Here is a 25,694-nt window from a genome sequence, read left to right as displayed (position 1 = left end):
TTGTTGTGTTTACTTGCAGCAGAATAATTTAGTAACCAAGCCATAAAACAGCTTTTACAAAACCATCACGCCATAATTTTTCATTGTGTTGTCCGCCTTTTACAATTTTCTTTTCATTCAAATTAAGGCAGGAACATCTATTGGAATTCAGTAAATATTCCATTTTATTCAAATCGGTCACTATATCTTCACTTTCATTGTCTCCACATAGAAAATAGATTTTAGACTTTATTTTTTTAGACTTTTCAGTCAGATCATAAATATCTTTGGTAAACCAAAAGGAAGGGGAAAATACTCCCGCTTTTCCAAATATCTCTGGGTATTTTAAAACAGCGTAATACGAAGTAAGACCGCCAAGGGAACTTCCCATGATGATAGTGTTTTTCTTGTCGGTTTTGGTTCTGAACGTTTTATCGATGTGCGGTTTTAAGGTTTTCACGATAAATTCTAAATAACGGTCTGCTTTTCCTCCTTCATATTTCTCGTTTTTAAAAGGCGTCAGTTCATCAATGCGTTTTTCATTTCCATGTTCAACTCCTATAACAATAACGGGTGCTTTTAGGCTATCCAGTTTTTCGTCTATATTCCATTCACCTGAATAAGAAGTTGTAGCGTCAAATAAATTTTGAGCATCATGCATGTAAATTACGGATAATTTTCTTTTGGATGTGGCATAATTTTGGGGTAAATACACCCAAATTTTCTTTGTCGATTGAAGCTGTGGAGCCTCGATAGTAAAAGTGGAAACTTGTTTTGATGCCGTACGCTGCTTCGAAGTTCTAACTGAAGGTCTTGGCTCTTGAGCGTTGATTTCTGGTATCAAAAAAAGGATAAACAGCAATAATAGGTATCGTTGAATCATTAGTTCGTTTTGTAATTCAATTTAAAAACAATATTTTAGCTAAAAATAATAATTTGATGGATACATTCGAAGAAAAGAGAAGTTTACTTTTGGAGATGATTGCTTTTTCTACAGTTGATGGTCATTTACACAAGAAAGAATATGATTTTTTGTTTATTGTAGCCAATGAATTGAATATAGAAAAAGGAGGTTTCAATGATTTGTTTCATTTAGAATTGCCACAGTTGCCCATTAAATCCGAATTTCAGCGGATACAGCAATTTTATAGATTGGCTTTACTGATGCATAGCGACGGAATTTTGCACAAGAAAGAAGCTGTTAACATCCAACAAATAGCAATTGAAATGGGACTTAATCCTGCTGCAACAAAACGAATTCTGAAGCTGATGGATGAAGCGCCAAACGCAATTATTAATTCTGAAGTCTTATTGACTGTTTTTCAAGAGCAACATAATTAAGTTAATTGTTGCTGCAATCTCTTGATGTCATCCCGTAATTTTGCCGCCTGCATAAAGTCCAGATCTTTTGCGGCTTTTTCCATCGATTTCCGTTTTTCCCGGATAAGTTTCTCGATTTCCGTTTTTGATAGATATGCAGTTTCCGGTTCGGCTGCGGCATTCAAAGTGAGACCCAATTCATAGTCTGCCAAAGGATTTTTGGTAAATGCACTTTCTATTTTTTTGTTTAATGCCTGTGGTGTCTGATTGTTTTCAGTGTTATAATTGATTTGTTTGGTTCTGCGATAATTTGTTTCATCAATGGTTTTTTGCATGCTGGCGGTTATTTTATCCGCATACATAATTGCTTTACCGTTTAGGTTTCTTGCTGCGCGACCAATTGTTTGCGTAAGTGAGCGGTGGCTTCGTAAAAAACCTTCTTTGTCTGCATCTAAAATGGCCACCAAAGAAACTTCCGGTAAATCCAGACCTTCACGAAGTAAATTGACACCAATTAATACATCAAAAATTCCTTTTCGTAAATCTTGCATGATTTCTATTCGTTCCAAAGTGTCGACTTCAGAATGAATATAGCGACAGCGAATATTGACTTTCGTTAAATATTTTGCGAGTTCTTCTGCCATTCTTTTGGTTAAAGTTGTCACTAAAACGCGTTCGTCAATTTCTGCCCGAACCTGAATTTCTTCGATTAAATCATCAATCTGGTTTAAACTTGGTCGGATTTCGATAATGGGATCCAATAATCCTGTCGGACGAATTACCTGTTCCACAACGACACCTTCCGTTTTTTGCAATTCATAATCAGCAGGTGTTGCTGAAACATAAATTACCTGATTTTGCATGGCTTCAAATTCTTCAAACTTCAAAGGGCGATTGTCCATTGCTGCAGGAAGTCGGAAACCATATTCCACTAAGTTCTCTTTTCGGCTTCTATCCCCGCCATACATAGCACTGACTTGTGAAAGTGTTACGTGACTTTCATCAACAACCATTAAGAAGTCACTTGGAAAATAATCCAGCAGGCAAAAAGGTCTTGTTCCAGGTAAACGACCATCCAGATAACGAGAATAATTTTCAATTCCGGAGCAATAACCCAGTTCCCGAATCATTTCCAAATCAAAATTGGTACGTTCTTCCAGTCGTTTAGCTTCCAGATGTTTTCCAATTTCCTTAAAATAATCGACTTGTTTTACTAAATCCTGTTGGATTTCCCAAATCGCACCTTGTAAAACATCCGGTGAAGTCACGAACATATTGGCCGGATAAATCGTCAGTTTATCAAATTTTTCAAGTACTTGAGAGTTCTTGGTGTCAAAACTTTCGATTTCCTCGATTTCATCACCAAAGAAATGGATTCGGTAGGCTTCGTCAGCATAACTAGGATACACATCAACGGTGTCTCCTTTTATTCTAAAACTTCCAGGATTAAAGTCGGCTTCCGTTCTGGAATATAAACTTTGCACCAGTTGATGTAATAATTTGGTGCGGAAAATAATTTGTCCTTTCTCAATTGGTATCAAGTTTTTCTGAAATTCGACAGGATTTCCAATACCGTACAAACACGAAACGGAGGCCACAACTAAAATGTCTCTTCGTCCAGAAAGCAAGGATGCAGTGGTTGACATTCGCATTTTTTCCAGTTCTTCATTGATGGATAAATCCTTTTCGATGAAAACGCCGGTTACAGGCATAAAAGCTTCGGGTTGGTAATAATCGTAATAGGAAACGAAATATTCCACGGCATTGTTCGGGAAGAATTGCTTGAATTCCGAGTATAATTGTGCCGCCAACGTTTTGTTGTGTGCCAAAACCAAAGTGGGTCTTTGTACTTCCTGAATTACATTGGCTACCGTAAATGTTTTTCCGGATCCGGTAACACCCAATAAAGTTTGGAATTTATCACCATCAATAATCCCCTGAACTAATTTGTCAATCGCTTGTGGTTGGTCGCCTTTGGGCTGGTAATCGGATACTACTTGAAAATTCATTGGTGTTAAGTGGCAAAGTTTTAGAGCTGTAAAGATACAAGTTTGGATTCTTTTTTTTACCAAAGGATGAGCCAAAAAAAAACCATTCGCGTGGGCGAATGGTTTTTAGTGTAAAACAGGGAGTTCTAGAAACTCAAGCTTAATCGAGCGAAAAGAAATCTTCCGTTTTGACCAAATTGAGAGGTGTTTCTTGAATATGCAAATTGATTTGCATTTGACAAGTCAATTGTTGTTGCATTGGCAGCATAAGTTACATTGCCATTTGTGTCAACACCATTTGCTCTTTTTGCAGTTTGTGTACCAAGATTTACATCAGGATAGATATCAAAAATATTGTTAGCCCCAATTACAACTTTTGTAGTTTCCGTAATTTTGAAACCAACAGATAAATCAGTGATTATTTTTGCGCCCCAGATTGGATGCTCAATTTCGACTGCTAGACCATTTATTATTGCTCCTTCAACTCTTCCATCTCCATTTACATCAGCCGTATTTGGATCAGTAACCTGGCCGAAGTAAACATTTCTCAAAAAGAAATCGAATTTTTTATAAGTAAAGGAGTTGGTTAAATTTCCTTTAACTCTTGGAATGGCTTCTTCTAGATAGACTCTGCTCATTTCAGAAAAATAGCGGTTGATTTGACCATTAGCAACTAAAGTAGGTGAACCTTTAATCGCGCCCACTTGTCTTGTTTGAGAAAAAGTAGTAGCTAAATCAGATTTGATTACTATAGCTCCTAAATTTAGCTTATGTGTTATAATGATATCAATTCCTTTAGACTCTGTACTAATAGCATTGGCAAAAAAGGTTGCCGCATTTGCTCCAGCGAGATCAAATTGTAATTGAAGCTCTCTCTGTGGCGTTCCGTCAGCAAACGTTCCCGATGGACGAGAAAATTGATCCGTCAAAGTTACTCTGTCATCTATTCTTACAATATAAGCATCGGCAGTCAAAGTAATGTTTCCTTCTGGAATCTTAGCGGTAAAACCAATACTGGCACTTTTAGATTCTTCTTGTTTCAATTGTGGGATTCCAAGGGCTTGTGCTGCCGGGGAATCATTACTAAATGTGCTTACTTCAAATGGTACACCACCAACAAATTGAGTCGCTGTAGCATTAAAATTGATTTGATGTAAAGAAGGAGCGCGAAAACCTGTGGAAACAGCACCACGCAAATTAATGTTGTCTGTTAGTTTATAACGACTGGCAACTTTAAAATTAGTAGTGTTTCCGAAATCAGAATAGTTTTCAAAACGAACGGCTCCGTTCAATAACCATTTTTCTGTAACATCATATTCAAGATCTCCATAAATAGCGGTACTGTTACGACCTTTGTCAATAGCATTTGTTGGCCTGAAACCCGGAAATACTTGGGAGCCATTCCCTCTAATAGATCCAAAGAAATCAGTTACGATCAGATTAGCGGGGGTTACTCCTGGTAAAGCGACATCACCATTTATATCATATAAATTATATGATTCTGGTTGTCCTGCACTAATACTATAGTTTTCATTTCGGTATTCAGCTCCAAAAGCAACGTTCAAATCACCAAATTTTCGGTTCATGTCGAAATTGGTTGTGTTTTGGCTAAAGGCTAATCCACCAGCGTCAAATTCAGTAGGAGAGTTTTCTCTCATGGAAGAATTGACGGTATTTTCAACGCCATAATCAAATGCATTTCTTCCAAAAGTATTGCTTAAGTCAAAATTCCAATTTTCGAAAATTATACCTCTAAGACCCGCTGCTGCTGAGATATCGTTGATTGTTGAATGTATTTCTGGTAAAAAACCATTTGGATACAAACCGGTATACGATCTAGATTGATTTGGTCTTCTGTAAAAACCGGCGGCTTCACCAGTTCTGTTGCTGTTTCCTCCAAAAGCATACAATTCTAATTTATCAGTTAAAGGATAGGCAGCATTTACAAAGAATTGTGAGCTTTGAAGTGATGATTGACCTACTCGCATATTAAAATCGTTTCGTACTAAGCCTCTAGCACCAAGTTCCTCCGAAGTTACGTCAACTCCTAATAAAGTTCTCATCCCGGATAAATTTCCATTCGATGCGGCAGTTTGAATAGCAGTTTTTGTTGTTGCATCAAAATAACTTACTTGTTGCGCATACGTATTAATTGTGTTCAGCAAACCGTTATAAAAACCAGGGGTAGTGTTTAACGTATTCGCATACAAACTATTAATGTTAATACCTGCTATTCTAGCTCTTTCTTCAACAGCATTGTATCGGTTAAATAAATTTCCTTTAACTTCTTTAGCACGACTTGTTTGACCTCGCAATTGAGCACTTGCCGTAATATTAATGAAACTTTTTTCCTTTCCTAAATTTGTTCCGTAGTTCAAGTCAATTTGAATGTTGTTTCCATCATTTCCACCGGTATGGTCGTTAGCATTTTTAGAAAAATGACTTCCTCCAAAAAGGTTTATTTCTAATTTTTTAGTATCTTTTTTCATGTTGATGTTGATTACACCAGCAATAGCATCTGAGCCATATTGAGCTGAAGCTCCATCTCTTAATACCTCAATTTTTTCGATAGCAAAAGCGGGAATGGAATTCAAGTCGGTACCTACAGCTCCTCTACCAGGGGATCCATTAATATTTACCAAAGAAGAAGTGTGTCTTCTTTTTCCGTTTATTAAAACCAATACTTGGTCTGGTCCTAAACCTCTTAATTGTGCAGGGTCAATGTGATCCGTTCCATCAGCTACAGTGGTTGTATTTGAGGTAAATGATGGTGCAACCATATTTAAAATCTGATTCAAATTCGTTTGAGCACCTTGTGAAGCGATCTCTTTCATAGAAATAACATCAATAGGTACTGCAGATTCCGTTACGGTTCTTGTAGGATTACGGGAGCCCATTATAACTATATTTTGTAATGTTTCGCCACTTCCCGTTAAAGTAATGTTTAGTGTACTTCCTGTGATTTTAACTGATTTTGTTTCTAAACCTACATAGGAGAATTGTAAAATATCTCCAATTTTTGCAGTAATGGTGTATTTACCATCTATATCTGAAGTAGTGCCCTTTGCAATTCCTTTGATCATAATGGTTGTTCCAGGTAAGGTGGCGTTGGAGTCGTCAGTAACAACACCGGAGACTCTAATTTCTTGGGCAGTTATTACTGCTGAAAAAATTAAAGTTAGAATAAAGAAAAGTTTTTTCATTTTTGGTAATTTAATGTTAGAACCGTAAAAATACTACTTAAATGGCGTTAATTAGAATAAAAACAATCAAGATATTTGTTAAATGGCAAATAATTATTATTTACATTTTTTTTTATGAAAAAACTAGTTTGAGTTCTTCTTATTGAACATGTACTATTTTTATTGATAAAGATCTTTCATTTCTAACCAGAATGAGGAGTAATTAGGCTGATTTTTTAAAATTTCCAAGCTTTTTGTTGTGCTTCACTGAGGAAAGTCCAAGCAATAATTCGGCTAGTTTTTTGGCCTTGAGCCATATCGATGGTTTTAATTTCGACCACACTTACTTTGTTTAATGTTTTGTAAAGACTGGAAAGATTCTCTTTTTTAGATACCAAAGTTGTAAACCACAAGCACTGCATCGGATATTTTGCACTTTCGTAAATCATCTGGGTTACAAAACCTAATTCACCGCCTTCACACCACAATTCTGCATTGTGACCACCAAAATTTAAAACAGGTTTAGCGTCACTTCGTTCGGCTGTACCTCGGGTTGTAGTTTTAGCATTTTCTAAATTGTTGATTTTTCGAATCGTGCTTTTCGTGGCTTCATCTTGCGAGGCATGAAAAGGTGGGTTACAAATGGTAAACGTAAATTTGTCTTCGGGAGTGATTATATTTTTAAAAATAAAGCGCGATTCCGTTTGTTGTTGTAAGCTGATAGCGTCAATCAATTTTGGATTTTCTTCAATAATGGCACTGCAATTTTCAATTGCTTTTAAATCGGTATCTGTACCTACAAAACTCCATCCGTAAGCTGAATTACCAATTATAGGATAAATGCAATTCGCACCTACGCCTATATCTAAGCCTTGAACGGTTTCTCCTTCAGGAATGATTCCGTTGTTGCTTGAAGCTAATAAATCTGCTATATAATGGATGTAATCCGCTCTTCCGGGAATGGGCGGACAAAGATAATTTTTAGGAATATCCCAGTTTTGAATGTCGTAATGGGACAACAATAATGCTTTGTTAAGCGACTTTACCGCATCGGGATTACTAAAATCAATTGTTTCTTCCAAAGCGTCTGGATTGTGCTTATTGGCGGAAACAAAAGGCTTTAATTCAGGGGATTTTTGAATTAGTTCCTCAAAATCATATCCAAATCTATCCAGATTTCTGGGATGTAAATTAGTCTTTTCGGTAATCGTTTTCGCTTTCATTTTTTTTATTTCGATGCAAATATAGGCATAACTATTTTGTAAAAGTACAAAGACGACTTTGACTCATTAAACAGATGAAAAAATGAACCACATAGAAACATAGAATTTAATTTAATTTTTGATTTAAATCTGTTCCGAACAGTCAAAATTTAGGTGACATAGAAAAAAAGCCAATGCTTTTTTTTCTATTGTGAACTCTTATCACTGTCAAAATTTATTTTTACAGGAATAAACACTATGTTTCTATGTGGTTTAAACTTCAATTTGTTTTAATGCGTTTGATCTGACTATGACCCATTAAACAGATCGAAAATAAATCATAAAATTAGAATATTGCCGTTTTTTAGAACCATAAAAACGGTTACTTTTATAAAACACACAAATAGTATGACTTTTATACCCGCTACTTTTCATTTCAAAAAGAGATACATAGTTTACAGTTTAATTTTTTTGTATATCGTAATGTGTCAGTCTTGTATGACGATGCGATTTTCGAATAAAGAGACATCAAAATTTTTTGCTCCATCAAAAATAGAATTTCAGGATAAAACAATTGCTTTTGAAGGCTATAAAATACATTATGTAGAAACGGGTAATGCGCAAAATCCGACATTGTTTTTTGTACACGGTTCGCCCGGAAGCTGGAATGCCTTCAAAGAATATCTTAAAGATACTTTATTGCTGAAAAAATACCGAATGATTGCGATTGATCGACCGGGTTTTGGATACAGTGATTTTGGTGATGCTCAAAATTTAAGGGAGCAATCTCAAAGAATATCTGAGTTTATAAAAAAAAATACATGTGATGTAACGATTATTCATGGAACAAAAGATGTTTTGGTGCCGTACAGCAATGTTGCCTTTATGCAAAAAAAGTTTACCAATGCTAAATCAATCGATGCAATAACGATCAAAAAAGCGAATCATTTTATTCCTTGGAGTTACTATGAAATTATAAGAAATGTATTGTTAAAAATGTAATAAAACTAATCCAGGCATTCCATCATTAATAGATCACCTTCATTATGTTCTATTGTTACGATTCCGTCTTTGAGGACGTGGTTGCTGCTGCCGGTTCTGTAACCAATAGTCAAACTATCATCTTTCAGCGGATAAAATAAATTATCAGAATGAATTCCAGTGACGTGACCTACAGGGATTAATGAAATAGGAGTGTTTGCCGTATACCATTTTTCGAATTTTTTAGGCAAAAGGAATACTTTTGAGTGATCGTCCAGAATGACAATTTTCAATAAATTTCTATATCTCGTAATGTTGGTAATATTGGTTATGGTATGATCAGCTCTTCGTCCGGTGGCCCAAACGACGTTTACAGCAGGAATTTTTCTTTCGATTAAATAGTCAAAAGCTTTTTCTAAATCGGTTTTATTCTGATCCGGAGTATGAATAATTTCGATGGGATATTGAGACGTTTTATAAATTTCTGGGTCAAATCCTCGGTCAAAATCTCCTAAAAGCACATCGACTTTGATGTCTAGTTCCATAACGCGAACCATAGCCGAATCTAATACGACCACGAGTGGTGACCATTCCAGTAATTGACCCAATAGTTCCGGGTTACAGGAAGCGCCATTGGCAATGATTAAAGCAGGTTCTTGGTCGTCGCGAACGATATGGTGTGAAGACATTGTGAATTATGAATTATGAATTATGGTGTAAAAGTAAATAAAAGTTCTCGTTTTATCTCTCACGTACTAGCCCGGATGGCAATGAAAACCAAAACAGGTTGTAAACTTTAGTTTTCCGGCAGTAGAAGAGCGACCAAAGGAAGCTCCTTATACGGTCTAGAAAACTGTTTAGAGCCTGTTTTTGGTTGTAATGAACAGCCGGATTAGCTCCTGATTATTCAATCGTGTAACTTCTAACATCAACTTCGCTAAGGGAGAAATAACCCAAAGGATAATTAACCGAATCCGTGGTGTTGATGATGTTTCCTCTTACGGTAGCAGGCGGAGATTGAAACGGTCCGCCACCATTATTTCCTGCAATACTCACTAATACACTCATGTAATTGTAGTATGCTTTTGAAATTCCGAAGTGGATTATTTCAATTTTATCGTCTTTTTTTAACTCGTCATTTTGTGACATACTGAAAAATTCGTTTCCGTTGAAAAACTCATCTTGGTCAACATAAAAATTTGATTTTGCTTGGTTTGAATACACATATTTGTACAGGTAATAATTGGTTTCACCCGCTGGATCTTGGTAGAATGTTTTAATTTCAATGTCAGTCCCTGTAAAACCGCCTTGATTGTTTTGAACAATTTTTGTGATTGGCGTAACGGGTTTTAGTGTATCGGTTGCGGTATACGTATTGCCATTGCTGATAACTGTCAGTGTATAGGTTTCGTTGATTACCGGTATAAAAGTAACGCAAGTATATTCGCCGGTATTTGCAATTTCCGAAAAAGTAAAAACCACATTAGCACTATTTTTTATAGACACTGTTGCTCCGGAAACTTTTGGAATAGTTGTACCGTAAAATCCAGTTGTTGTAGTCAGTTTTATTTTTTGTTGATTTCCCGAAGTTCTTTTTTTCCAATTAATTGCTGCTTCAATTACCAGTTTTGGTGGAGCATTATCTAAATCTACTTCGACAACATCTTCGCAACTTGCCGAAAAAATAGCGATGAGAAGTACCAGATATAGTGTTATTTTTTTCATGATTTTATTTTTTATTTAGTTGCCTTGTTGAATGCTAAGCTTAAAATTTAAAGTTATAGCTCACCGCTGGAACTACACCAAATATCGAAGTTTTTACAGCTTCATTGATTCCTGTATCTGTATTTTGTCTAAAATTAATAGAAGCGGCATTTTTCCGATTGTACAAATTGTAAATGCTAAAAACCCATTCGCCTTTCCATTGGCGGTCTTTGTTGCTTTTAGGAGTCAAAGTAGCGGCAATATCCAGGTGGTGGTAAGCGGGGAGCCGATTTCTATTTCTCAATCCATAACTGGGTAGATTGATGCCTAAGTATTCATATTGTCCAACAGGATATGTTACCGGTTGCCCGGTTTGCAGGGCAAAATTAGCTCCAAAAGACCATTTTTCATTTAGATTGTAGGAACTGGTTATTGCAATATTGTGCAGTTTGTCATATACGGAATTGTACCATTGGCCGTTGTTGATTCCGGTTTCGATTGAGGTTCTTCCCGGAGTTTGTTGCTCGGATTTGGATAATGTATACGATATCCAGCCATTAAATTTTCCTTCGTTTTTTCGGAACATGATTTCTAAACCATAAGATCGTAATTGCCCGTTCAGGATTATTTGTTCAATGGCTTTATTGGCAATCAAATTAGCACCATCAATATAATCCAAGCGGTTTTGCACTTCTTTATAATACGTTTCTACTTCAAGGGAATACATTCCTTCTTGAAAGTTTTTAAAATAACCCAAAGCCACCTGATCTGCAATTTGGGGTTTAATGAAATTATCGCTTGGCGTCCAGACATCAAGTGGAGTTGGCGATGTGGTGTTCGAAATTAATTGTAAATACTGCACCATCCTGTTGTAACTTGCTTTTATGGATTGGTTGTCATTGATTTTGTACGCCAATGAAAAACGAGGTTCCAGATAATTATAGCTTTGGATGACTTTATTTTTGTCGTAAAATTCAGTGTTAATTGGAGTTGCTTTTTCATAAATCTGTAATTCCGAATTGAAGAGAACCGGATTGTCATTTTCATAAATATTCACGGTAGATTGCCCTAAACGGTAAAATATACTGTATCGAAGTCCGTAGGAAAGGGCTATTCTGTCGGATATTTCGTGATCAGCGTTGATGTAAACTGCGGGTTCAAAAGCATATTTTTTATCCAATTGAGCAAAATTTATTCCGGAGTCCGTATCAGATGGCTTGATGGTTCCCGGATTGAATTCGTAATAAATTCCGTTTACTCCGTAATTCAATTTGAATATATCTGAAATATAATTCTTGAAATCGTATTTGATATTGTAATTTTTGATGCCGGAATCCCATTTGAACCCTACAAAATCCAAATCCAAACCGTAATAATAATCGCTGTAAATGAGCGATAAATTAGAAAATAATTTTTCAGAAAACAAGTGATTCCAGCGCAAGTTTAAAGTGGTGTTTCCATAAATATTGGTAAAACTTTTGTTCAGGCTGAAGACATCTCGGCCAAAATAACCCGATAAATACAGACTGTTATTTGTATCTAATTTATAACTCAACTTGGTATTTAGGTCATAAAAATAAGCGGAGTTGTTTTTTTGTTTTTCGGATAGCTTCAGGAATAAATGCGCATAGGAACTTCTGCCACCAATCAGGAAGGAACCTTTGTCTTTTACCAATGGTCCTTCGGCCAAAATGCGACTGGAAATCAATCCGATTCCTCCATTGACATGAAAATTTTTGCTGTTGCCGTCTTTTTGATAAATATCCAACACAGAAGAGGCTCTTCCACCATAACGAGCTGGAATTCCGCCTTTGTACAACTTCAAATCTTTGATGGCATCCGGATTAAAAACAGAGAAAAAACCAAAAACGTGTGAAGAATTGAATATGGTAGCTTCATCGAGCAGAATTAAATTCTGGTCGGCACCGCCACCACGAACATTAAATCCTGAAGCGCCTTCACCAGCATTTGTAACACCGGGCAGTAATAAAATAGATTTTAAAACATCGACTTCGCCCAGCACAACGGGCATTTTCTTGATCGCTGAAATGGAGAGTTTATTGACGCTCATTTCGGGTTTTTTGATGTCTATTTTGGTTTCATTATCCGTAATAACAACTTCTTTCAAGGCGGTTTCATCACTGAATAAATTAAAATTATTTTTTAGGTTTTGACTCAAGTCGATTAGCTCTTCCTTGGTTTGAAATCCCAAATAGCTGATTTGGACGTTATAGATTCCTTTTGGAACTGTGATGGAGTAAAATCCATATTCATTGGTAGTTACTCCGGTTTTGAGTTCAAGGATTACAATGTTGACGCCTATTAAAGTTTCGTTGCTGTTGGCGTCAATAATAGTTCCGCTTAGCGTAAATTTCTCTTGAGCGAAGCATGAAAAGGAGCATAGTAATACCACTAAAAAGGGAATAATTTTCTTTGGAGTCATTGTTTAAATTTTTCTAAATACAAAAATGCAAATTACATTAAATAGAACAGTATTTGACATATAACAACCGTTAAGGTATTGCTAAGGTAAAAAAAAAGACAACTGTTTCCAGTTGTCTTTTTAATATTATGTAGTAAAAAAATTAAGCTAGTTTAGCATCTAAATTTTCTTGTATCGCTGCTAAGAAAGCCTCGGTAGTCAAGTAATCTGCAGCAGTCAACCCTTCTGGTTTTACTAACATCGCTAAGTCTTTAGTCATTTTTCCGCTTTCAACAGTATCAATGCATACTTGTTCTAGAGTATGACAAAAATCAATTAAAGCTTGATTTTCGTCCAGTTTACCTCTGTGTTCCAATCCTCTTGTCCATGCAAAAATAGAGGCGATTGGGTTTGTTGATGTTGCTTTTCCTTGTTGGTGTTGTCTGTAGTGACGTGTAACTGTTCCGTGAGCCGCTTCTGCTTCTAGAGTTTTTCCATCAGGAGTAACTAATACTGAAGTCATTAATCCTAACGAACCAAAACCTTGTGCAACAGTGTCAGATTGAACATCACCGTCATAGTTTTTACACGCCCAAACAAAACCACCACTCCATTTCATTGCAGAGGCAACCATGTCATCGATCAAACGGTGTTCGTAAGCAATTCCTGCTTCAACGAATTGTGCTTTGTAGGTAGATTGATATACTTCTTCAAAAATATCTTTGAAACGTCCGTCATAGGCTTTCAAAATAGTATTTTTTGTAGAAAGATATAAAGGCCATTTTTTTGTCAAAGCCATTTGGAAAGAGGAATGTGCAAAACCGTAAATACTTTCATCCGTATTGTACATTGCCATTGCGACTCCGTCTCCTTTATAATCGTATACTTCCCAAGTTTGAGTTTCTCCTTCTTCAGGAACAAAAGTCATTGTTAGTTTCCCTTTTCCTTTGATAACAGTATCTGTAGCTTTGTATTGGTCTCCAAAAGCATGACGACCAATAACGATAGGCTGTGTCCAACCCGGTACTAAACGAGGTACGTTTTTCATGATAATTGGTTCACGGAAAACGGTTCCGCCTACAATATTACGGATGGTTCCGTTTGGAGATTTCCACATTTTTTTTAAACCAAATTCGGTAACACGGTCTTCATCAGGAGTAATTGTGGCACATTTAATACCAACATTGTATTTTTTTATTGCCTCAGCAGAGTCAATAGTGATTTGGTCATTACTAGCATCTCTGCTTTCCATTCCTAAATCGTAATATTTAATATCTAAATCTAAATAAGGAAGAATTAATTTTTCCTTGATAAAGGACCAAATAATTCGTGTCATTTCGTCACCATCCAATTCAACTACCGGATTAGCTACTTTAATTTTTGTCATAATGTATTGATATATGTAATTCTTATTTTTTAAATTTAGCTACAAATGTAATAAAACGTTATCGTAAAAGAAAATGCGTTTTCATTTGTTTAAAATGAATTGTCAAATTATTACTTTAGGATGGTCAAAATAAGAATATGGAAAATATATTCCTTATTTCTTGTCAAAAAATAAGTGCTTCAAATGCATTCAATTTTAATAAAATTGGTAGAATAGTATTGAATAGCTTGACTTTAAACCAAAAAAAAATCCTGACAACGTCAGGACTTTTATAATAAAGAGATATTTGACTATCTTCTTTTGTCTTTAATTTTAGCTTTTTTACCAGTAAGTTCTCTGAAGTAGAAAATTCTAGCTCTACGAACTGCACCTTTTTTGTTGATTTCCACTTTTTGTAAAGCTGGTAAGTTTACTGGGAAGATACGCTCTACACCAATAGCACCTGACATTTTGCGAATCGTGAACGTTTCTGTATTAGCAGAACCTCTTCTTTGAATAACAACTCCTTTAAAAAACTGAGTTCTTGTTTTTTCACCCTCTCTAATCTCGTAGTAAACAGTGATAGTATCTCCAGCTGCAAAAACTGGGAAATCTTTTCTTGTTACAAATTCGTCTTGAACGAATTTCATTAAATCTGCCATGATATTTTTTAATTATGGTTTGTATTAAGTCAACATTCACGGATCTCGCCAGAGGTTGAGCTAATGTGGGTGCAAAAGTAAATAAAAAAGTTTAAAGTTTAAAGTTTTTCTTGTTTAAAGTTTAGAAGTTCTTGAATACCACCTTTAAACCTTAAACTTCAAACAAATTTTAATCTTCCAACAAATCCGGTCGTCTGTTCTTCGTGTGTTCGTAGGCCATATCCTCGCGCCATTTGTCAATTTTGGCAAAATTCCCGCTGGTCAAAACCTCCGGAACTTTCCATCCGTTGTAATCTGCCGGACGAGTGTATATAGGACCTGATAATAATCCGTCCTGAAAACTATCCGTCAATGCGGAGGTTTCATCACTCAAAACACCAGGAATCAATCGGATCAATGCATCTGATAATACTAATGCTCCTAATTCACCACCACTCAAAACGTAATCACCAATAGAGATTTCCTTGGTAATAAAATGATCGCGTACCCGCTGATCTACTCCTTTATAATGTCCGCAAAGGATAATAATATTTTCATACATTGACATCGTATTGGCCATTTTCTGGTTTAGGGTTTCCCCGTCCGGCGACATGTAAATGATTTCATCGTAGGCTCTCTCGCTTTTCAAATGCGTAATACAGGCGTCGATAGGCTGTACGGTCATCACCATTCCGGCGCCACCGCCATAGGGATAATCATCTACGCTTTTTTGTCTGTTGGTCGTGTAATCCCGCAGATTATGAAAATGAACTTCCACCAGACCTTTGTCAATAGCTCGTTTCATGATCGAAGCCTCAAACGGACTTCGCAATAATTCTGGCAGAACAGTAACAATATCAATGCGCATAATTTTAAATCTTAGTTTGAAAAGGGTAAAGGTACAAAGATGCCAAGGTTTTCAAATAACCATTTAACCAATTCAGCGATTAAACTTTTCTTCAGGAGCTATTTCCAGCTTTACACTGTATCTTTCCTTGCTTAAAGAAAGCAAGAAAAGGATGCCGTTTCAATCTGGGCTAGGTGTTTGTCAAAATAGGATGTTTTAATTAATAATTGTATCAAACAAAGCAGCAGTATTTTTTTATGGTGCTTTCTAAACGCTATCATAAAGGAAATATTTGTTAAACATTGCGTTTAAAGGTTTGAAAATGAATGTTTGAAAATGAACGTTTGAATTCGTGTGTTGTAAGCTCTATTTGAAGGGGATTATTATGCTTTGAATTAGTAAACCCAACGAGTTACTTTTTTGTATCAAACGCTAGCAATTTTAAAACCTGTTATAAAACCAAACTTTATCTTTCAACGTATATAAACTAATATTTAATTATACAGTTTGCGGCGATGGGTAAAAAAATAGATAAATGGATTTATGTTTCTTTAGTTGTATTGTTTTTTACTAAATCATTTTCTCAATATGAATTCAGTAATGGAACTATACCCAAAGAAGTTTCATTGCACAATTACACTACAGTTGCAGATGTTGGTCAAAGAAATCTAGATATTCACTATGTTCTTGCCAACTTTAATTCATTTAATCCTAAAAAACTTCAAACTGAAAATGATGATTTAGGTTTTTCTCAAAATAATTTTTGGTCAAAAACGGAGCTTATAAACGCTAGTGATCGGACTTTGAATTATTATTTAGAAACGGCCAGACCTATAACGGATTTAGTAGAATTGTATTTTATTGATAGCACTTCGGGGAAAATCACCAAAATGGTAAGCGGTGATAATATGCCCTTTTCTGAGCGAAGTTTTGATAATCGTAAAACTATTTTTAAGATTAAAATTTTGCCAAATTCGAGGCAGCAATTATTTTTGCATCTAAAAAGTGATGGTGAAGTTGTCAACATGCCGGTCATGTTGTACTCTTCAGAAAACTTTATAAAGTTGATTTCAAACGAGCAGTTGTTTTTTGGTATATTCTATGGTATTCTGGCCATTGTTTCTATTATTTATTTATTCTTCTATTTTGCCTTACGCCAAAAAGCATTTTTATATTATAGTTTATATGTTGTTTTTATCGGCTTAATGCAGTTCTCTTTAGATGGTTATTTTTATGAGTTAATTACCCCTAAAGGCGGTTGGTTTTCGCTTCGTGCAGTGTTGCTTTTTGCGATGATTGCAGGTTTTTTGCTGGGCAAATACAGTGAAGTTTTTTTGAATATCAAAAAACATAATAAAATAATTTACTTTTTGTTTACTGTTCTTTATTTTTTAGCTTTTGTTTTAATTGTATGTATTTTATTTGTTCCTAAGGCTTTAGCTTTGTGTTATCCATTGGCAAACGTGCTGGGATTGCTGATTCTTATCTTGATTATAAGTTCTGTCGTGTATCTGTATTGTAAAAAAATACATGTAGATGGTTTTTTTACAATGGGTATTTTCTTTTTGGTGCTCGGCTTTGGCATTTTTATTCTCAATAACTTCAGTCAAATTCCCAATTCGTTTCTAACAGATAACAGCTCTAAATTAGGTACTGGTTTGGAAGTTATTTTTCTTTCCCTTTCTATGGCTAATTTGATTCGGAATCTTAAAAATGAAAAAGACAACCTCAATCGTCTTGCTTTGATTCGTTCTGAAGAAATGAATGATTTGAAATCTTATTTTTTATCCAATATTAGTCATGAATTACGTACTCCATTGAATGCTATTATGAATTTGATTGAGTCAATTTCTAATGAAGTTGAAGATGATACGATCAAACATAAATGCAAAATCATAAAGTATTCTTCGTATAGTTTATTGAGTTCGGTCAATGATATTCTTGATTTTTCTAAAATTGAAAAAGGGGAATTAAAACTGGAAAACAATCCATTTGATCCCGTACAGGTTTTAGAGTATTTAAATAATAATGCGATCAATATAGCGAATGAAAAGGGACTTGAGTTTCAATTTTCGAAATCAAAGAATATTCCTGATTTTTTGATTGGAGATGCTAATCGATTGGTTCAGATCGTTAATAATGTATTAAGTAATGCCATTAAATTCACCTTAAAAGGGTGTGTGAAGTTTACTATTGATGCGGAATTATTGCCCGGCAACAGGGCGAGCTTGATATTGACCATTTCAGATTCCGGGGTGGGGATTTCTCCTGATAAAAGGGAACGTATTTTTGATTCTTTTTATCAAAAGAGTAGTGATAATAAGAAAAAATTCAGCGGACTTGGATTAGGACTTTATATCGTGAAAACATTGGTAGATATGCAAAACGGAAGTATTAAAATGGATAGCGTGATTAATGTGGGAACCACCTGTGTCATGACGATTGATTTTGAGGTCTCTGAACAAAAAAAAGGCATAGGAACAACTGCTAAAATGGGAATTGAAAATGATTTAGAAGGGAAATCCATTTTAGTAGTTGAAGACAATCCTATAAACCAGATGGTGATCAAAATGATTACTAAAAAATGGTTGAATACCACAGTTATGTTTGCTAATAATGGTCAGGAAGGGATAATGGCATTGATTAAAAATCAATTTGATATTGTACTGATGGACCTTCAAATGCCAGTGATGGATGGTTATGAAGCTACAATTGCAATAAGAAATGGAGCAGCAGGTATACACAATAGTCATATTCCTATTATTGCTGTAACAGCGGATGTCATGGAGGCCACAAAACAGCGGGTTAAGGAAATAGGAATGAATGATTATTTGTCTAAACCAATCAAAAAAGAAGTGCTATATGAGGCAATCAAAAAATTAGTTAACTAAATCGCAATCGTACATAAACGTGTTTGATTCCTTTTTTATCGGAGTCTCTTTCGTCAATTTCCAGAATATCGGTCAATGATTTCAACATTGGAGTTAATTTAGAAAAGCCATAATTTCTAGGATCAAACTCTGGTTTTTTCTTCACAATAAGATTTCCTACGTCACCGAGAAATGCCCATCCACTGTCATCACCTATGTCTTCAATGGTTGATTCTATTAATTCAATGGTGTGCAAATCAATTTTGTTCAACGTTTTTGGGGCAACTTTTTTAGGATCAGTGGCCGTTGGTTTTTTTGTTTTTTTCTTGATTGCGCCATCCAGAACCTCAATATAGATGAAGCGATCACAGGCAACAATAAATGAATTGGGCGTTTTTTGCTCTCCAATACCAATTACTTTCATACCGGATTCTCTAAGCCTAATTGCTAAACGGGTAAAATCAGAATCACTGGATACAATACAAAAACCATCCACTTTGTCAGAATATAATAGATCCATTGCGTCAATAATCATCGCTGAATCTGAGGAGTTTTTTCCTACAGTATAGCTGTATTGTTGAATAGGCGTAATGGCATGCTCTAATAAAACACTTTTCCATCCACCAGCATTAGGTTTCGTCCAATCAGCATAAATACGTTTGGTGGTTGGTGTGCCAAATTTAGCAATTTCTTCCATCATTCCTTTTACATTGCTGTAGGGAACATTATCAGCATCAATTAGAACCGCTAATTTTAACTCTTTTGTGTCCTGTGCCATAAACTTTAGTATTGAAATATTTATTCAAAGATACAATGTTTATTGATAAAACGATTTTGAATCAAAATCGTTTCAAAGTTTTGTGAGATATACTTTTTGTTGTGTTATTAGCAGGAATGAAGCATTTTTTTTTAGATAATGTAACAGATATCGCATATAGTAGGAAATTGTCAGGAATTATCGTTGTAATAAACTAAAAATAAATTTGTTTTCAAGTCCTTTATAAAATATAAATAATTATTTTTGCAACTTCTTAAAAATTAAAATTATTACTTAATATATTATGGTAAAAGATTTATTCGAAAGGATTCAAAACAATAAAGGACCATTAGGAAAATGGGCTTCACAAGCGGAAGGTTATTTTGTTTTTCCTAAATTAGAAGGTGAGTTAGGTCCAAGAATGCAGTTTGATGGGAAAGATATTTTGAATTGGAGTTTAAATGACTACTTGGGTCTTGCTAATCACCCGGAAGTACGGAAGGCAGATGCTGATGCGGCTGCACAATATGGAGCAGCTTACCCTATGGGAGCCCGAATGATGAGTGGACATACCAAATATCATGAGCAATTAGAAAATGAATTAGCTGCTTTTGTAAGCAAAGAGTCAGCATATTTATTGAATTTTGGCTACCAAGGAATTATGTCTACAATTGATGCATTAGTAACTAAAAATGATGTAATTGTGTATGATGTTGATGCACATGCTTGTATTATTGATGGTGTTCGTTTGCACATGGGAAAACGTTTTACATACCGTCATAACGATCTTGCAAGTATGGAAAAAAACCTGCAACGCGCCACAAAATTAGCTAAAGTAACTGGAGGAGGAATCCTTTTTATAACGGAAGGCGTTTTTGGAATGCGTGGACAGCAAGGAAAATTGAGAGAGATTGTGGACATGAAACAAAAATATAATTTCCGTTTGCTTGTTGATGATGCACATGGATTTGGAACACTTGGAAAAACAGGTGCCGGAGCAGGTGAAGAGCAAGGAGTTCAGGATGATATTGATGTTTATTTTTCCACTTTTGCTAAATCAATGGCTAATATTGGTGCTTTTGTAGCTGCGGATAAAGACATTATCGATTATCTTAAATACAACATGCGTTCTCAAATGTTCGCTAAGTCCTTGCCAATGATTCAAACAATTGGTTCTTTGAAACGATTGGAATTGTTGCGTAATCACCCAGAATTGAAAGACAAACTTTGGGAGAATGTTAATGCATTACAAAACGGATTACGAACCAGAAACTTTAATATTGGAGACACAAACACATGTGTTACTCCTGTTTATTTAGAAGGCAGTGTTCCGGAAGCTATGGTTATGGTGAACGATTTGAGAGAGAATTACGGAATTTTCCTTTCGATTGTAATTTATCCTGTTATTCCAAAAGGAATTATCTTATTGAGAATGATACCTACAACCTCACATGAATTATCAGATATTGAGGAAACACTAGTTGCTTTTGAAGCCATTCGTGAAAAATTAGTAAATGGAACCTATAAAGAGATTGCAAGTAAAACAAAAGTTGATTTAGACGCTTAGTCTTATAAAATAAGTTATTCTAATCCATCCTGCTTTCTTTAGCAGGATGGATTTTTTTTATACTTAAAAAGAAGTGATATCTTTATACAACAAAAAACAAAGGGTATGAAAAAAGGGATTGTATTGGGTGTCATTTTTTTTAGTTTTTTAATTTCATGTCATAAAAGTAAACAGCTGGAAGAAGCCGCAAGTCCAAATGTTTCTATAGAAAAGGATGTTAAAGAGTCTATTCTGGAAGAATGTTACACCGGCGTTATAAAGAATGATACCATTTCTATGATTTTGAAAATAGAAAATGAGCAATATGTTTCAGGAAAATTAAGGTATAATTTCTATGAAAAAGATAAAAATAATGGGACATTAGTAGGAGAAATAAAAGGAGATACGCTTTATGCAGCGTATACCTTCATGTCCGAAGGGCTTATGACTGTACGGCAAGTTGTTTTCTTAAAAAAAGGGAATACTTATGTGGAAGGTTATGGCGATGTGGTTGATAATAAAGGGAAAGTAACGTTTAAAGATAGAAAGCAATTAAAATTTAATGTAAGTGTGGTGTTGTCAAAAGTAAATTGTATCCTTTGATTTATAATTTCCTTTTAAGAATTTAGCATGCAGGCATTTAAAACTAAAAATTCATCAGCAAAACTGATGAATTTTTTTAATTCAATACTTGTCAAATACTACAATTCTAACCGATACGTGCATCTTCGTTTGTGAATTAATGGATTAAAATGTTTCCACAAGTTTAGACTGGGAGCATTATCAGCTAATTCAGGGGTTCTAAAACAATTAACAATCCCTTTTTTTCGGAAAGTTTCATAGTATTCTTTAAAAATAATTGCGGTAACGGCTTTGTTTTGATATTCCGGCAATACGCCTATCAGATAGAAAATGACATCTTTGCTGTATTTTTTTGCCAATAGTAAATGTAGAAATCCAAACGGGAATAATTTCCCTTTGGATTTTTGTACTGCCTTTGCAAAAGAAGGCATCACAATGCTAAAGGCCACGATGTTATGATCTTTGTCTTCTACAAATTTTATAAATTCAGGATTGATAAAGCTGATGTATTTTTTCTTGAAATACTCTTTTTGAGTGTCGGAAATAGCCACAAATGACGATAGGGAAGCGTAGGATTTATTAAATAAATCAAACATTTTATCCACATGAGGCATGACCTCTTTAGTTGTTTTGAAATTAAGCGGACTTAACTGGTATCTTTTTTTGACTAAATCATTTGCTTTTTCAAAAAATTGTAGTTTTACGTTTTCAAAAGGAAATTTACTCTCAATATATTCTTTCTCTTTTACATAGCCCAATTGCTCAAAATGACGTGCATAATATTCATGGTTGTACCAAGTAATCATGGTTCCTATTTGGTCAAAACCTTCGGTCAGAATACCTACTTTGTCTAGATTTGAAAATCCCATCGGGCCTTCAACATGTTCTAAATTGTTTTTCCGTCCTAATTCATATACTTTTTCTAAAAGTGCTTTAGTTACCTCGATGTCATCAATGACGTCAAACCAGCCAAAACGCACTTTCTTTTTTTGCTGATCATTTACCTCACTCCAATTGATAATTGCCGTAATTCTGCCTACTATTTCGGTATTTCTTTTAGCAACATAAAAATAGGCTTCGGCAGTTTCAAAAGCGGGATTTTTTGTTTTATCAAATCCTTCCAGTTCTTCAGCAATTAATGGCGGAACCCAGTTTTTATTGTTTTTGTATAAAGAAAAAGGGAATTTGATAAAATCAGTTAATTCGCTTTTTGTTTTTGCTTCTTGTATGGTGATCATTGCGTAGGATTGATTCAATGTATAGTTACTGTTTTATTGAGGCACAAAACTACGAATATAATTAACTTATACATGAAAAAGTAAAAAAAGGCCATATTATTCCTTTGTGTGAAGGACTCGTATTTTAGGTTTTTATTGGTAAGGAATATGTCACGGATATTTCTATCACTATTGCTGTATTTGAGTTTGTCGATGAAGAGCTGGTTTTTCCTTGCGGATTGGCGTTGTATAAATAGTTAAAATAGTATATTTATAACTCAAAACTAAAACTAAGATTTTATGGAATTATCCTGGACTGAATTCGAAAAAGTAGAGATGCGTATAGGAACAATTCTGGCAGTGAATGATTTTCCCGAAGCGAGAAAACCAGCGTATCAGCTCACAATAGATTTTGGTTCCGAAATTGGAATCCGAAAAACATCCGCACAAATAACGAAACGGTACCGGAAAGAGGATTTGCTAGACCGACAGATTGTTGCCGTAGTCAATTTTCCTAAAAAACAAATTGGAAAATTTAGTAGTGAATGTTTAATTTTAGGAGCAGTTGGTCAGGAAGGGGACGTGATTTTACTGGCGCCGGATTTCAAAATTCAAAACGGATTGCGAATTGGCTAATTTGTGAAAGGAATTCTTGCAATCAACTGTAAATTAATTTTCTATAACAAAAAAGTCCAAAAATCAGATGGTTTTTGGACTTTTTTATTGGTAAGTAAGGAACTAAATATTAAATATCATCAAATTCTATATCGGTAAAAGTTGATGTTTGCGGTATGATTTCATCTTCTGATTTCTCAGAGGCATATTCTTTTTTGAAATCTTTTTGGTGTCTTTCTGATATTACTTCGTCGCCTTTGTGGTTCAAAACATAAGAAGTCATTTCGCCAAGAATTTCTGCAAAAGCAGCAAAATCTTCTTTGTATAAATAGATTTTATGTTTTTTGAAATGGAAAGATCCATCTTCTTCCGTAAATTTCTTGCTCTCAGTAATGGTAATGTAATAATCATCTGCTTTTGTCGCTCTCACATCAAAGAAATACGTTCTTCTTCCAGCTCTTAAAACTTTAGAAAATATCTCTTCTTTTTCTAACATGTCATGTTCTCTCATAATCCTTTCTGTCAATTTATGGTTGTTAACTAGTATCCAAAAATCTATAAAAAATATGTATTATACAACAATTATAGCATTTCTTTTTCTGAAAGTTGTTTCAAATACAAAGCAGCATAATACCCTTCTTGATTTATCAATTGATTATGAGAGCCTTGTTGGATAATTTGTCCTTTTTCGATAATGATAATTCGATCGGCATTTTTAGCTGATGATACGCGGTGACTCACTATAATAGTTGTTTTGTCCTTGCAGATTTCTTGCAAATTGTTTAATATCGCTTCTTCGGTCTCAGTATCCACTGCTGACAAGCAATCGTCCAAAAGTAAAATAGGGGGATTCTTAATAATTGCTCTGGCAATGGAAACTCTTTGTTTTTGACCTCCGGAAAGTGTAATTCCTCTTTCGCCCAGAACCGTTTCGTATTGTTTGTTGAAGCCCATAATGTTGTCATGTACCACAGCACTTTTGGCAGCAGATTTCACTTCCTCTTCTGAAGCATTTTCTTTCCCAAACATAATATTATTCTTGATACTGTCCGAAAACAAAAAGGCATCTTGTGGCACAATACCAATGCTGTTGCGTAAATCAAACAGATTAATGGCGCTTATTTCATTTCCGTCAATATTTATTTTCCCGGCTGTAACATCATACATTCTGGAAATCAACGATAAAATAGTCGATTTTCCGGAACCTGTTTTTCCTAAAATGGCTAAGGTTTCTCCTTTTTTTACTGTGAACGAAATATTTTGTAACGCTTTGATGTTAGTGTCCTCGTAGGTATAACTTACGTTTTCAAAAGAAATAGAACCTTCAATTATGGATTTGTTTTCGTTTTTGTTTTTTATCTCGGGTTCAATTTTTAAAAATTCATTTAACCTTTTTTGAGAGGCTTCGGCCTCCTGAACCATTGACGAAACCCAACCTAGTGAAGCCACGGGCCAGGTCAGCATGTTGACATATAGGATGAATTCAGCGATGGTTCCAATGCTTTTGATCGTTCCATCAATGTACATCAGACCTCCAAAATAGATGACCACTAAGTTACTGATTCCTATAAGGGCAAGCATTAATGGTCCAAATAAAGATTGTACTTTGGCTAAATTCAAGCTTTTGCTTTTGCTCTCATGGGCTAAATTCACCATGTTTTTTTGGTGTTGATCTTCTAATGAATATGCTTTGATCACTCGGATTCCTGAAAATATCTCCTGCGAAAAACTAGAAACTTTAGATAAATATTGTTGAAAAATGGTGCTTCTTACGTTGATTTCGGAACTAAGTTTAAAAATGGCATAGGACAATAGCGGCAAAGGCAGCAAGGTATACAGAGTCAATCTTGGCGATACGTTATACATATACACAATTACAATAGCAAAACGAATTACGGTATTTATAGTATACATCACCGCAGGACCTACATACATTCGGACCTTGGATACATCTTCGCTGATTCGGTTCATCAAATCGCCGGTACGATTTTGTTTGTAAAAATTTTGAGATAAATTCTCATATTGCCGAAACACTTCGTTTTTTAGATCAAATTCGATGTGGCGCGACATCACGATTAGGGTTTGTCTCATCAAAAAAGTAAGAAAACCAGCAATGATTGTTGTGGCAATAATTAGTAAAATATTCGCAACTAATTCCTCGTGAATGACTGATTTGGCTACGGTTTTATCTTTGGCGAAAGCCTCAATTACCTTAAAAGACTTGCTGATCAGCTTGGGTGTAAAAAGCATAAAGATCTGTGCAATAATGGTAAAAACAATCCCCAGTAAAAAACTGTATTTGTATTTGACGAAATATTTATTTAAATAACGTAATTCTTTCATTTTTATGATATTCTATGTTGAAATAGTTTTATTGATGGTGTAAAATTTTTCTTTTAGTAATTTTAATAATAATTTTTCGATTGTGTAAATTGCTGAATAAACAATTTTTATATAAGATGTTACCGCATATTT

The 25,694-nt window shown here is 34.8% G+C and carries 20 protein-coding genes; 6 read left to right on the top strand and 14 right to left on the bottom strand.

Going from position 1 to position 25,694, the window contains the following annotated elements; all coding sequences use genetic code 11:
• Positions 1–28 precede the first annotated feature (28 nt).
• The gene (locus EKL97_RS10390; protein ID WP_126568790.1) at positions 29–862 is read right to left on the bottom strand and encodes an alpha/beta hydrolase; all 834 of its coding nucleotides are present in this window, start codon (positions 860–862) and stop codon (positions 29–31) included.
• Between the two features lie 56 nt (positions 863–918).
• Between EKL97_RS10390 and EKL97_RS10385 the strand changes: the two genes are divergently transcribed.
• The gene (locus EKL97_RS10385; protein WP_126454617.1) at positions 919–1,320 is read left to right on the top strand and encodes an excinuclease ABC subunit B; all 402 of its coding nucleotides are present in this window, start codon (positions 919–921) and stop codon (positions 1,318–1,320) included.
• Here the strand turns inward: EKL97_RS10385 and uvrB are convergent.
• The 3 genes from uvrB to rlmF form a co-directional block, all read right to left on the bottom strand.
• Positions 1,317–3,308: an excinuclease ABC subunit UvrB gene (gene uvrB, locus EKL97_RS10380; protein ID WP_126568789.1), complete on the bottom strand. Its 1,992-nt coding sequence runs from the start codon at positions 3,306–3,308 to the stop codon at positions 1,317–1,319. The two genes, EKL97_RS10385 and uvrB, sit on opposite strands and share 4 nt — an antisense overlap.
• Positions 3,309–3,433: 125 nt before the next feature.
• Positions 3,434–6,490 carry a TonB-dependent receptor domain-containing protein gene (locus EKL97_RS10375; RefSeq protein ID WP_126568788.1) on the bottom strand — a complete coding sequence of 1,019 codons (3,057 nt, stop codon included), beginning with the start codon at positions 6,488–6,490 and terminating at the stop codon, positions 3,434–3,436.
• Between the two features lie 215 nt (positions 6,491–6,705).
• A complete protein-coding gene (gene rlmF / locus EKL97_RS10370; RefSeq protein ID WP_126460196.1) occupies positions 6,706–7,692 on the bottom strand; it encodes a 23S rRNA (adenine(1618)-N(6))-methyltransferase RlmF in 987 nt (328 codons plus the stop codon).
• Between the two features lie 387 nt (positions 7,693–8,079).
• Between rlmF and EKL97_RS10365 the strand changes: the two genes are divergently transcribed.
• Positions 8,080–8,673, top strand: coding sequence for an alpha/beta fold hydrolase (locus EKL97_RS10365; RefSeq protein ID WP_126568787.1), 594 nt, complete (start codon positions 8,080–8,082; stop codon positions 8,671–8,673).
• Between the two features lie 5 nt (positions 8,674–8,678).
• On the opposite strand, the gene EKL97_RS10360 is transcribed toward EKL97_RS10365, so the two are convergent.
• From EKL97_RS10360 to trmD, 6 genes are all read right to left on the bottom strand, one after another.
• Entirely contained in the window at positions 8,679–9,341 is a 663-nt protein-coding gene (locus EKL97_RS10360) for a thiamine diphosphokinase (protein WP_126460203.1), read from the bottom strand.
• Between the two features lie 214 nt (positions 9,342–9,555).
• The gene (locus EKL97_RS10355) at positions 9,556–10,377 is read right to left on the bottom strand and encodes a DUF4249 domain-containing protein (RefSeq protein ID WP_126568786.1); all 822 of its coding nucleotides are present in this window, start codon (positions 10,375–10,377) and stop codon (positions 9,556–9,558) included.
• Between the two features lie 40 nt (positions 10,378–10,417).
• On the bottom strand, positions 10,418–12,799 hold the full coding sequence (locus tag EKL97_RS10350; protein WP_126561950.1) for a TonB-dependent receptor: 2,382 nt from the start codon (positions 12,797–12,799) through the stop codon (positions 10,418–10,420).
• Between the two features lie 142 nt (positions 12,800–12,941).
• A complete protein-coding gene (locus EKL97_RS10345) occupies positions 12,942–14,165 on the bottom strand; it encodes an isocitrate dehydrogenase (NADP(+)) (RefSeq protein ID WP_126460212.1) in 1,224 nt (407 codons plus the stop codon).
• A gap of 290 nt (positions 14,166–14,455) precedes the next feature.
• Positions 14,456–14,806: a 50S ribosomal protein L19 gene (gene rplS / locus EKL97_RS10340; RefSeq protein WP_126454599.1), complete on the bottom strand. Its 351-nt coding sequence runs from the start codon at positions 14,804–14,806 to the stop codon at positions 14,456–14,458.
• Between the two features lie 169 nt (positions 14,807–14,975).
• Positions 14,976–15,653 (bottom strand): tRNA (guanosine(37)-N1)-methyltransferase TrmD, encoded by a 678-nt coding sequence (gene trmD / locus EKL97_RS10335; RefSeq protein WP_126460215.1) that lies wholly within the window; start codon positions 15,651–15,653, stop codon positions 14,976–14,978.
• 494 nt (positions 15,654–16,147) lie between these two features.
• Between trmD and EKL97_RS10330 the strand changes: the two genes are divergently transcribed.
• Entirely contained in the window at positions 16,148–18,523 is a 2,376-nt protein-coding gene (locus EKL97_RS10330; RefSeq protein WP_126568785.1) for a hybrid sensor histidine kinase/response regulator, read from the top strand.
• On the opposite strand, the gene EKL97_RS10325 is transcribed toward EKL97_RS10330, so the two are convergent.
• Entirely contained in the window at positions 18,516–19,280 is a 765-nt protein-coding gene (locus EKL97_RS10325; RefSeq protein WP_126454595.1) for an NYN domain-containing protein, read from the bottom strand. The two genes, EKL97_RS10330 and EKL97_RS10325, sit on opposite strands and share 8 nt — an antisense overlap.
• Before the next feature lie 283 nt (positions 19,281–19,563).
• Between EKL97_RS10325 and EKL97_RS10320 the strand changes: the two genes are divergently transcribed.
• Positions 19,564–20,826 carry an aminotransferase class I/II-fold pyridoxal phosphate-dependent enzyme gene (locus EKL97_RS10320; RefSeq protein WP_126460222.1) on the top strand — a complete coding sequence of 421 codons (1,263 nt, stop codon included), beginning with the start codon at positions 19,564–19,566 and terminating at the stop codon, positions 20,824–20,826.
• Positions 20,827–20,931: 105 nt separating this feature from the next.
• Entirely contained in the window at positions 20,932–21,408 is a 477-nt protein-coding gene (locus tag EKL97_RS10315) for a hypothetical protein (RefSeq protein ID WP_126564473.1), read from the top strand.
• A gap of 98 nt (positions 21,409–21,506) precedes the next feature.
• On the opposite strand, the gene EKL97_RS10310 is transcribed toward EKL97_RS10315, so the two are convergent.
• Positions 21,507–22,625 carry a GTP cyclohydrolase gene (locus EKL97_RS10310; RefSeq protein ID WP_126460228.1) on the bottom strand — a complete coding sequence of 373 codons (1,119 nt, stop codon included), beginning with the start codon at positions 22,623–22,625 and terminating at the stop codon, positions 21,507–21,509.
• A 279-nt stretch (positions 22,626–22,904) separates the two neighbouring features.
• On the opposite strand from EKL97_RS10310, the gene EKL97_RS10305 reads away from it, so the two are divergent.
• Positions 22,905–23,240, top strand: coding sequence for a tRNA-binding protein (locus tag EKL97_RS10305; protein ID WP_126460231.1), 336 nt, complete (start codon positions 22,905–22,907; stop codon positions 23,238–23,240).
• Positions 23,241–23,349: 109 nt separating this feature from the next.
• On the opposite strand, the gene EKL97_RS10300 is transcribed toward EKL97_RS10305, so the two are convergent.
• Both EKL97_RS10300 and EKL97_RS10295 read right to left on the bottom strand, forming a co-directional pair.
• Complete coding sequence (locus EKL97_RS10300) at positions 23,350–23,730, bottom strand: PUR family DNA/RNA-binding protein (RefSeq protein WP_126460233.1); 381 nt, start codon at positions 23,728–23,730, stop codon at positions 23,350–23,352.
• A gap of 71 nt (positions 23,731–23,801) precedes the next feature.
• Positions 23,802–25,562 carry an ABC transporter ATP-binding protein gene (locus EKL97_RS10295; RefSeq protein WP_126454588.1) on the bottom strand — a complete coding sequence of 587 codons (1,761 nt, stop codon included), beginning with the start codon at positions 25,560–25,562 and terminating at the stop codon, positions 23,802–23,804.
• Positions 25,563–25,694: the final 132 nt, after the last annotated feature.

Source organism: Flavobacterium sp. LS1P28 (genome assembly GCF_003970335.1).
Taxonomy (GTDB): domain Bacteria; phylum Bacteroidota; class Bacteroidia; order Flavobacteriales; family Flavobacteriaceae; genus Flavobacterium.
Note: the sequence above shows the minus strand (reverse complement) of the source record. Positions and strands in the feature narration are given on the sequence as shown.